General features: G+C 71.7%; 9 protein-coding genes. 5 read left to right on the forward strand and 4 right to left on the reverse strand.

Annotated features, from left to right (window positions below; translation table 11 throughout):
• A partial coding sequence (locus IT293_02195) for a DUF1778 domain-containing protein (protein ID MCC6763449.1) occupies positions 1 to 199 on the reverse strand: 199 nt, incomplete at its 3' end.
• Between the two features lie 835 nt (positions 200 to 1,034).
• Between IT293_02195 and IT293_02200 the strand changes: the two genes are divergently transcribed.
• The 4 genes from IT293_02200 (at position 1,035) to IT293_02215 (ending at position 3,228) form a co-directional block, all read left to right on the forward strand.
• Positions 1,035 to 1,931, forward strand: coding sequence for a 3-hydroxyacyl-CoA dehydrogenase family protein (locus IT293_02200; GenBank protein ID MCC6763450.1), 897 nt, complete (start codon positions 1,035 to 1,037; stop codon positions 1,929 to 1,931).
• A gap of 12 nt (positions 1,932 to 1,943) precedes the next feature.
• Complete coding sequence (gene mce / locus IT293_02205) at positions 1,944 to 2,357, forward strand: methylmalonyl-CoA epimerase (GenBank protein MCC6763451.1); 414 nt, start codon at positions 1,944 to 1,946, stop codon at positions 2,355 to 2,357.
• Positions 2,357 to 2,734, forward strand: coding sequence for a hypothetical protein (locus IT293_02210; protein ID MCC6763452.1), 378 nt, complete (start codon positions 2,357 to 2,359; stop codon positions 2,732 to 2,734). The genes mce and IT293_02210 overlap by 1 nt, the downstream gene beginning before the upstream one ends.
• 140 nt (positions 2,735 to 2,874) lie before the next feature.
• Positions 2,875 to 3,228: a hypothetical protein gene (locus IT293_02215; protein MCC6763453.1), complete on the forward strand. Its 354-nt coding sequence runs from the start codon at positions 2,875 to 2,877 to the stop codon at positions 3,226 to 3,228.
• A 43-nt stretch (positions 3,229 to 3,271) separates the two neighbouring features.
• Here the strand turns inward: IT293_02215 and IT293_02220 are convergent, their stop codons facing one another.
• Complete coding sequence (locus IT293_02220) at positions 3,272 to 4,894, reverse strand: glycosyltransferase family 39 protein (GenBank protein MCC6763454.1); 1,623 nt, start codon at positions 4,892 to 4,894, stop codon at positions 3,272 to 3,274.
• Positions 4,895 to 4,964: 70 nt separating this feature from the next.
• On the opposite strand from IT293_02220, the gene IT293_02225 reads away from it, so the two are divergent.
• Positions 4,965 to 6,371, forward strand: a complete 1,407-nt coding sequence (locus tag IT293_02225; GenBank protein ID MCC6763455.1) for an MFS transporter — start codon at positions 4,965 to 4,967, stop codon at positions 6,369 to 6,371.
• 31 nt (positions 6,372 to 6,402) lie between these two features.
• Here the strand turns inward: IT293_02225 and IT293_02230 are convergent, their stop codons facing one another.
• Positions 6,403 to 7,839: a hypothetical protein gene (locus tag IT293_02230; GenBank protein ID MCC6763456.1), complete on the reverse strand. Its 1,437-nt coding sequence runs from the start codon at positions 7,837 to 7,839 to the stop codon at positions 6,403 to 6,405.
• An 80-nt stretch (positions 7,840 to 7,919) separates the two neighbouring features.
• Positions 7,920 to 9,131, reverse strand: a complete 1,212-nt coding sequence (locus tag IT293_02235) for a sulfotransferase (GenBank protein MCC6763457.1) — start codon at positions 9,129 to 9,131, stop codon at positions 7,920 to 7,922.
• Between the last annotated feature and the right edge of the window lie 247 nt (positions 9,132 to 9,378).

The raw sequence follows: 9,378 nt of genomic DNA on the forward strand, positions 1-9,378 counted from the left end.
CGCCATAGGCCTTCGGGTCCAGCACAAAGATGGTCCGGTCGAGGAGCGCATCCTCCGCAGCGTGCCGGGCAGCATCGAGGACGAAGTCCGTCCGGTTCTTGCCCAGCAGTTGGGCGGCGCGATCGATGAGACTGCGCAGCTCGGGCTTGATCCGGACGTTCAGGGTATCGCGCTTCGCGCTGTGCTCGGTGCTGGCCATGGAACACTCTCCTTCTCGAACCAGTATACCAGAAGCGTACTGACCTTGTCATTACAAATCTGTAGCTGTGCCGCCCCTTGAAGGTCGGCCTACACAGCGCGGTTCTTCCGGGGCTTTGTCCGGGCGGTCCGGGCTTGTCACGCCTGCCCCTTTCCTTGGCCCCTCATCACATCTGACGCTCCGAGCCTGCCCCGGCGGGTGGTCCGGTCAACGGGCGGCGCCCGCTCCTTCGCGTAAACGCTCCCGTGTTGCTCGTCGTTCCCCTGCGGGTGACCGGCCCGCCTGTCACCGGGGCGTCTGTTCTTCGCGTTGCGATGAACACCCACGAGCGGAAAGCCTCCGGACGGGCGCTCGTGGTTCCTCTCTGCGCGCAGGGAAGGCGGAGCGGACAATCTCCGGCAGGCGCCAGCCTTTGATCGCCTGCATCACCCGACTCGGAGCCAGATGCGGCGGCACGCTCAACCGCACGCAGGTGCACATGATCCGGCCGAATGTGCCCCGCGATGATCGGGATGTCGTGCGCCCGGCAGATCTGCTGGATCAACCCCACGGACCTCCAGTCCCACGTCGCCGGTCAGCGCCGGCTTGCGGTATTTCGTGGTGAACACGAAATGGTAGTGCGATCCGCGCCGGTACGGGCCCATGGTGCCCACCGTACCGCAAGCTTCCTGAAGGCGTCACCTGAAGGTGAGGGGTTCCACCCTCCCAGAGCGGGACACTGAGCCACTACCGGCGACCCACGCCTCGTTGACGCCCGCCCCCACGGCAGGTACGGTCGCGCGGCTTTTTTGGCCGCCGCCGCACCACCACTCACATCTCGAAGGGGAGCGATCCAATGGAGATTCGTCGCGTTGCCGTGATCGGAAGCGGTCAGATGGGAACGGGCATGGCGCAGGTGACCGCGCGCGCCGGCCTCGAGACCATCCTGATGAAGATGACCGAGGGACCGGTCGAGGCAGGCAAGCAGAAGATCGCCAAGGCCCTGCAACGCGACGTCGAGAAGCAGCGCATGACCGAGGACGAGCTGAAGGCGACGCTCGGCCGCTTGACCTGCACCAACAAGATCCACGATCTCGGCGAGTGCGACCTCATCATCGAGTCGGTGATCGAGGATCTCGACGAGAAGCGCCGCCTCTTCGGGCGCCTGGAAGACGTCGTGAAGGAGAGCGCGATCTTCGCGACCAACACGTCGACCCTCTCCGTCACGGCCCTCGCCGAAGCGACCAAGCGGCCGACGCGCGTGATCGGCCTCCACTTCTTCAATCCGGCGCCGGTCATGAAGCTCGTCGAGATCGTGCCGACGCTCCGCACGGATCCCGCGGTGCTGAAGGCGGCGCAGGAGTTCACCGCCAAGGTGAAGAAGACCGGCGTCACGATCCGCGACTTCACCGGCTTCGTCGTGAATCGGCTCCTCACGCCCTACATGGTCGACGCGATCCGCACCGTGCAGGAGGGGCTCGCCTCGATCGCCGCGATCGACTCCGCGATGCAGCTCGGCGCGAATCACCCGATGGGCCCGCTCGCGCTCGCCGACTTCATCGGCCTCGACATCGTCTTCCACATGTCGAACAACCTCTACGACGAGTACCGCGAGGCCCGCTTCACGCCGCCGCCGCTCCTGAAGCGCCTCGTGCTCGCGGGCTGGCTCGGCCGCAAGAGCGGCAAGGGCTTCTACGATTACTCGACGACGCCGCCCACCCCGAACGACTTCCTGGTCTCGAGCGTCGCCTAGCGGAACGCCGCCATGCTCTCGAAGATCCACCACGTCGGGATCGTCGTCCGCGACCTCGAGCAGGCCTACGGCTTCTGGCGCGACGTGCTCGGGCTCCCGGTGATGGTCGTGAAGACCGTCGTCGATCAGGACGTGACCGCCGCCCTGCTGAAGGTCGGCGAGAGCGAGATCGAGCTCCTCCAGCCGCTCTCCGACAAGAGCGGCATCGGGAAGTTCCTCGCCAAGCGCGGCGAGGGGTTGCACCACCTCTGCTTCGAGACCGACGACGTCGACGCCGAGCTCGCCGCCGCCAAGGCGAAGGGCATCCGGGTGATCGACGAGCAGCCGCGGCTCGGCCTGGCGGGGATGATCTGCTTCCTCCACCCGACGGCGACCCGCGGCGTCCTGGTCGAATACGCGCAGCCGCTCGAGGAGGAGCACCCCTGATGGAGACGCGCAGGATCGACCACGTCGTCGTCGTGACGCCCGACGCCGACGGCGCGGCGGCCACCTTCCGCGGGCACTTCGAGCTGCCGCCATCGGCCTCCGTCGTCGGCGCCCCCGCTCTCCGGATCGGCGACGCCCGCATCGCTTTCGTGCTCCCGGCGGGCGGCACCGCCCTCGCCGCGATCCTCGCCAAGAGCGGCGAGGGCATGGCCGAAGTCTGCATGGAGGTCCGTAGTCTTCCGGAAGCCGAGGCGTCGCTCCGAAAGGCCGGCATCGGCTTCACCGTCGAGGCCAAGGGAACGGCGCGCGCGCTCGCGGTGGACCCGGGAGCCGCGCATGGCGTGCGCCTCACGCTGATCGAGGGGCGAGCGTCGTAGCGGCGACGCGCCGGCGTACAGGGCGTCGGATTTGTGGCGCCCGTCTTCGCGACGCGCGCGATAGGAGGTAGGAAGCACATGGACGTTCCCAGGCGCGCGCCGTGGCACGTGGGTTGCTGATCGGCGCAAGGGCTCAGAGCATGTCGATCAACTTCTCGACCTGGAAGCCGATGGCGCCGGCGCTGATCGCGGAGGCGCCGAGCTGTCCCGGCGTCTACGAGCTCGCCAACCTGGTGCGGACGGTCGTCTTCATCGGCGCCGCTACCGAGAGCCTCGGCGAGGCGCTCACGGCGCACTTGAACGCCCCGCCGACCCTCCACGCGCACTTCGGGCGGCTCTATTTCCGGGTCGCCCCCCTCGACGAGCCCGAGAGCGCGCAGGCCGCCCGCATCGAGGAGTTCCGGGCAAGCCACGCGGGCGCCTTCCCCGCGGCGCAGATGACGCAGCCGCCGCCCCCGCTCGCCGCGCGTCGACACCTCAAAGCCGTCGTCTGACCCCCCGGGGCGCGCGCCACGAGCCGCGCGCCGGGAGGGAGCGTCAGTCCACGCGCAGCACGTAGAGCCGGTCGGTGTACGCCCACCACGTCGGCACCGCGACGGTGCGCAGCACGTGATACCCGGCGAGCGGCGCGTTCGCGATCACCCAAGGCAGGCCGTCGGCCTTGGCGGTCACGTGCGGGACGTCGAGCTCGGGGATCTTCCCCGCCGGCAGCCGCTCGGGATGGGCGTAGAGCCGCCAGCCGTTCTCGACGTAGCCGGCATCGAGCGCGGTCTCGGACACGCCTTCGGCGCGGAGCTCGGCCGCCGTCGCCCCGACCGCGCGCGCGTACGCGAGCATGTCGCGGGTGCCGGTGACGTCGGCGAGCGCCACGAACGCCAACGCCGCCGCGGCGAGCACCCGGCGCCACGGCGCGACGGCGCCCGTCGCGTCGCCGAGCGCCAGCGCCGCGCCCGCCATGACCAGCGGCAGGTAGTAGCGGTCGTAGAAGAACCAGAGCACGAAGCAGAGCCCGAACGACGCGAGCCCGAAGCCGGCGACGCATGCCCACTCCGGCCGCCGGAGCCACCCTCCCGCCCGGAGCGCGGGTGCGACGCGCTCGAGCAGCAACCCCGCCGCGCCGAATCCGATGCCGGTCGCGACCAGGCTCGCGACCGCGCGTCCCGCGTCACGCGGCGGTGCGCCCTGCAGGAGCGGCCGCGCGGCGCCGAGCTCTTCGAAGGTCGCGCTGTGCGCGAACTTCACCGCCGAGACGGCGGCGTCGGCGAACTGCGACACGACGACCGCCGCCGCGACCAGGCCGAGCGCCGCGAACCAGGCGCCCCGCCGTGGCGGCGGCCCGAACGCGAGCAGCAGCGGCGCGAGCGCGAGGCCGGTGTGCGCCAGCATGCTGAGGCCCGCCTCGAGGTACACGACCGGCGGCACGAGAAACACGAACGCGAGGCGCATGACGCGATACTGCACGCCGCCGTCGCCGGCCCACGGGAAGAGCCGCGTGAGCGCCGCCGACATCCCCCCCATCGCGACGACGGTCGCGACCGCGTAGAGGGCGACCCGGAGCCTGAGCCCCGGCCGGTCGAGCGCGAGCGCGCCGAGGAAGAGGCCCGCCGGCAGCATGATCGCGACCGGGCGCACGAAGAACGCCACGACCGCGAGCGCGAGCCCGACGAGGACGATCGGCTCGCGGCCGCGCCGGAGGCCGGCCGCCAGCGCCCAGAGAGCGAGCCACGAGAGCGCGACGAACGGCGCGTCGGTCATGAAGCTGAAGGCGAGCACGAACCCGACCGGATGGAGCGCGAGCGCCATCGCGCCGACGAACGCGGCCCCGGTGGCGACGCCGAGCGCGCGCAGCGTCCCGTACGAGCCGACCGTCCCCGCGAGCCAGAGGACGAGCGTCGCGAGCCGGAGCGACGTGAACGAGAAGCCGCCGAGCCAGGCGAAGAGCGTTCCCCACCAGAGGTGTACCGGAGGGAACGTCGAGCTCCACGGCGAGACGCGCAGCGGCAGGCCGCGGAGGATCTGCTCGACGGAGGCGGCGTAGCACCAGTCGTCGAGGATCGGCACGTCGGCGCGCGGATCGACGAGCGCCACGAGCGCCGCCCACACGGCGACCAGCGCCGCGACCGCGTATGTGTCGTCACGGCGCACGCGGTCAGAGAGCATCCGCGGTCCTGGAGGGCAAGCACGGGCGGCGTCGTAGCGGCTCACGCCGTTCGGTGACAGAACGACCGCCGTGTCCGCCAACGCCTCGATCTGGAGCCCGCCGCTCGCGCGCCTCACGTTCGGGCTCGTGCTCGTCGTCGTCGCGACCGCGTTCGAGGCGCTGGCCGTCGCGACCGTCCTCCCGACGACCACCGCCGAGCTCGGCGGGCTCGCCTGGTACGGCTGGACGTTCAGCGCGTTCATGCTCGCGAACCTCGTCGGGATCACGGTCGGCGGCAACGAGACCGACCGCGACGGGCCTGCGCGGCCCTTCGTCGCCGGCACGATCCTCTTCGCCGGCGGCCTCGTCGTGAGCGGGCTCGCGCCGTCGATGCCGGTGATCGTGGCGGGCCGCGCGTCGCAGGGATTCGGCGGCGGGCTCCTGTCGGCCGTCGCCTATGCGTCGATCGCGCGCGCCTACGCGGTCGGGCTCCGGCCCCGCCTGCTCGCGACGTTGTCGAGCGCCTGGGTCGTGCCGGGCCTCGTCGGCCCCGGGCTCGCCGGCGTGGTCGCGGAGCACCTGGGGTGGCGCTGGGTCTTCCTCGGCCTCGCGCCGCTTCCGGCATTCGCGGCCGTGCTCGTCGTGCCGGCGTTGCGCGCACGGTCGGGCGCGGCGGCGGTCACCGACGCCGGCGCGGCCGCACGCGCCGACGCCTCGCGCCGGACCCGCCTCGCCGTGCAGCTCGCCCTCGGCTCCACGGTCGCGCTCGCCGCGCCCGGCGTGCACGGAGCGGCGGCTTCCCGCACCGCGGTCGCCGGAGCGTTCGTCGCGGGCGGCGTCGCCGTCCTCACGGGGACCGCCGCCGGGCTCGCCGCGCTCGGGAGGCTCTTGCCGCCCGGCACGCTCCGCGCCCGAACCGGCCTGCCGGCCGCCGTCGCGACGATGACGCTCCTGAACTTCGCGTTCTTCGGCGCCGAGGCTTTCGTGCCGCTCGCCATCGTGGACGTGCGCGGCGCCGGCATCATGCTGAACGGCATGACGCTCACCGCCGCCGCCCTCACGTGGGCGGCGGGAGCGTGGATGCAGGTCCGCCTCGCCGAACGCACGCCGCGCACCCGCGTCATCGTCGGCGGGCTCGCGATCCTCGGCCTCGGCCTCGTCGGCGTCGCCGTGCTGCTCGCGCCGAGCGTCCCCCCGTGGACGGCCGTCGCCGCCTGGGCCGTCGCCGGGCTCGGCATGGGACTCGCTTTCACCACCTGCTCCGCCGCGATCCTCGAGTCGGCTCCGGCGGGCCAGGAAGGCGTCGCCTCCGCAGCCCTTCAGCTCGCGCAGGTGCTCGGCGCCGCCGTCGCGACCGGCATCGGCGGCGCGATCGTCGCGGCGCCGTTTGCCGGCGTGCCGCCGGCACGCGGCATCGCGGTCGTGGATGCGGTCATGCTCGCCGCGCTCCTCCTGGCGATGGCGACGGCGCGGAGGGTGGAGGAGCGGCGCGGCTGAGCGCGAGCGGCCGGCGGCGATACGCAATCAATCAATACTGGCGATACCGCCGCTGCACGTGTCGCCGCCGCATCGCGATCACGCGCCGCCGCTCCGCGGGCGTGACGCGCGCCGCCCTGGAGCCGAGCCGCGCGCCGAGCGCCTCGACCGCGACCTTCGCGACCGTCACCGTCGGCGTGTCCGCCGGCGGCGCTCCGTACGTCCACCGGAAGGTCATGAAGCCGACCGGCACGCCGGTCGTGTCGAGCCAGTTGGCGATGCCGGGGTCGCGGTGGGCGATCACGTAGGTCGCCCACCCCTCGGCGTTCCACGCGGTCTGGAAGGCGTTCAGGCTGCTCTGATGATCGGCGTAGTCGAGCGACTCCCCCCAGAGGTTCGCGAGGTGCAACCCCTGGTAGAGCGGCGGCACCGGGACGCGCACGTCGACGACGAGCGCCTCGTCGGCCCCGAGCTCGTAGACGCCGCCGGCGTAGACGTTCGTGCTCTGGCCGCCACCGGTCGCGAGCGTCGCGGCGTTCGGGGCGTTGAAGTCGTTCCGCGGCATGAAGCGCTTGCCGTCGCCGTTCATGTCGGCATGGGTCTCGAGCACGACCGTGTAGAACTCGTTCCAGAACTTCATCTGGTTCTCGACGATCACGCCCATGCGGCGGAGCTCGGCGGCGGCGCGCCCGGCATCGAGCGGCGGCGGCGGTGCGATGGCGGCAGCGTCCCCTGGGTCGGTCGAGGCGCTCGCCGGCCCGACCGCCGAGCCCAAGGGCTCGATCACGATCTCCAGGGCCTCCTCGCGCTCCCAGTCGTGGAAGAGCTCGCGGAGCGTCACGTGGCGGGCGATGTGGACGACGGTCTCCGCCGCGCCGTCCGGCGTCTTCGTCGTCCGCCTCCGACGGGTCGCGATGAAGTTGCCGCTATGACCGGCGGGGCGTTCGGGTGCGAGCAGGATCTCGAAGGAGCCGTCGGCTTCGATGCGGAGCTCCGACGAGTCGAGCTTGCCGGTGCCGACGCGCCTTCCGGGGCGGAGCTCCGCGATCGTGCCGCTGTCCCCGGCGTAGTCCGTCGCGGCCTCGAAGATGACGTAGTGCGGAGCCCGCCGGTCGGATGCACCGCTCGCGACGCCGCCGCGTCCCACTGGCGCGCCACCGACCGTGTCGGCGGCGCGCCAGTGGGACGCGGCGGCGGCCCGGCCGCGGATGCGGTACGTGCGCTCGCCGTCGATCTCGGCATTCAAGTAGAGCGCATCGGCGTTGTCGATCGTCGAGCGGCTGATGGGTTGGATGGCGCGCCGGAAATGCGGCCGCGCCGGGTCGACGTGGAACGCGCGCTCGAACGCGCCGTGGACCCAGCCGAGGAGATAGCGGTACCCCTCGGCGAGCACGCGCTCGGACGGCGGCGGCGCGTGCAGCCCGGGATCGTCGATCGCGGCTCGCGCCCGGGCGAGCGAGGCGAGGAGATCGTCCCAGGCGGCACGCAGGAGCCGCGTCGAGCGGTCGGCGGGACGCTCGTCCCGGCCGGCGTCTTCGGGGACGCCGCCCGGCGCGCGCTCGTCGCGGCTCACGTGTTCGCCCCCTCTCCCGCCCGCTCGTCGCGCTCCGCTCGCCCGCCGTCCCAGCCGAAGGCGGCGTAGAGATCCGCGAGCTCGGCGCGGATCGCGCCGCCGTCGAGCCCGAACTCCTCGAGTGAATAGCTGTGCTCCACGCGCTCTCCCGACGCACGCGGGGAGGCGCCGGCCGCGCGCGCATGCGCGCGATGCTCCTGCTCCGCGAGCGCGCGCGCGAGTTCGGGCGACGGCGGCGGAAACTCGAGGCGCCGATACACCTCGCGCACGACGTCTGCCGGATCGCGCACGAGATCACGATAGTCGACGATCGCGTGCGGCGTCCCCGGATGGCGGCGCAGCACCTCGAGCGGATGGCGATAGGTGTGGAACGACTGCTCGGCGAGGAGCCGGAGCGAGCGCTGCGTGCGCTCGGCGCTCCAGCGCCGGCGCCCCCAGCCCGTCTGCATGAGCTTCAAGAGGCTCGGGATGGTGGCTCCCGGGTCGCGCATGCACACGACGATGCGCGCGTCGGAAAACGTCTCGATCAGGCTCTCGACCCGGCCCGAGAAGATCGGGTTCTTGCTGAGATGGATCTTCTCGCCGCCGTTCAGATACAGCTCGCGCCGCACGCACTCGGCGTAGAAGCGCATGAGGCGCCGGCGCTTCGCGGGCGGCAGCTCGTCGACGTGGTAGAAGTCGAGCTCTCCCATGTAAGGAAGGAGCACGATCCAGTAGCCGGACGCGCACGAGTACGTGAGCAGGAAATCGTCCTCCTCCGGCATCGTCAGGCCCATGGGATGGATGTGGCGCATGGGACCGAACGTCCGTTCTTCCCACGCCTCGACGCGGCTCGCGATCGGACCGCCGAGCCGGCGATCGGCCGCCGCGAGCGCGCGGATCACCTTCTTTTGCAGGAGCGACGGGAAGAAGAGCTCCCAGTAGAGGAAGACGCTGAAGCGCTCACGGTCCTCGCTCATCAGGCGATGGAGGAGCGTCGTCCCGCTCCGCGCGTGGCCGACGATGAAGACCGGCGTCCGGATGGTCACGCGGCGGAGCCCGGGGAAGATCATACCATCGAGAAAGAAGCAGACGGCGTGAAAGGTCGCGACGAGGGGGACCGTCACGAGCAGGCGGACCAGGAGCTTCCTGCGCGTCCGCGCATGCGGCTCGCGCCACGCGAGCGCGATCATGCGGCGCCAGGTCGCGAAGTCGAAGTAGAAACGCATCGTCGGCCGGGCGCTTGTAGCACACCCCGGGCGGGTGCTGCCCATGTCGGAGGCATGGGCGAGGTCGACGCCTGCTCATTGGCTGCACGGCGTTGGACCATTCTTCCTGGAATCGTAAAATACTCGACAGTGCCGGGTTCGCGCGACGGCGGCTACGCCGCGTCGCGAAGGCGGACGGGTGCTGGGGGTCGGAAGAGTCGCCGGCGGAGGAATTTCGCGAGGGTGACGTCCGGGGGGCCAACGGGGA

The organism is Deltaproteobacteria bacterium (genome assembly GCA_020848745.1).
Classification (GTDB): Bacteria; Desulfobacterota; Binatia; order UTPRO1; family UTPRO1; genus UTPRO1.

Coding starts and splice junctions, on each gene's coding strand:
- IT293_02200 (MCC6763450.1), top strand. CDS start 1,035: ATGGAGATTCGTCGCGTTGCCGTGATCGGAAGCGGTCAGATGGGAACG.
- mce (MCC6763451.1), top strand. CDS start 1,944: ATGCTCTCGAAGATCCACCACGTCGGGATCGTCGTCCGCGACCTCGAG.
- IT293_02210 (MCC6763452.1), top strand. CDS start 2,357: ATGGAGACGCGCAGGATCGACCACGTCGTCGTCGTGACGCCCGACGCC.
- IT293_02215 (MCC6763453.1), top strand. CDS start 2,875: ATGTCGATCAACTTCTCGACCTGGAAGCCGATGGCGCCGGCGCTGATC.
- IT293_02220 (MCC6763454.1), bottom strand. CDS start 4,894: ATGCTCTCTGACCGCGTGCGCCGTGACGACACATACGCGGTCGCGGCG.
- IT293_02235 (MCC6763457.1), bottom strand. CDS start 9,131: ATGCGTTTCTACTTCGACTTCGCGACCTGGCGCCGCATGATCGCGCTC.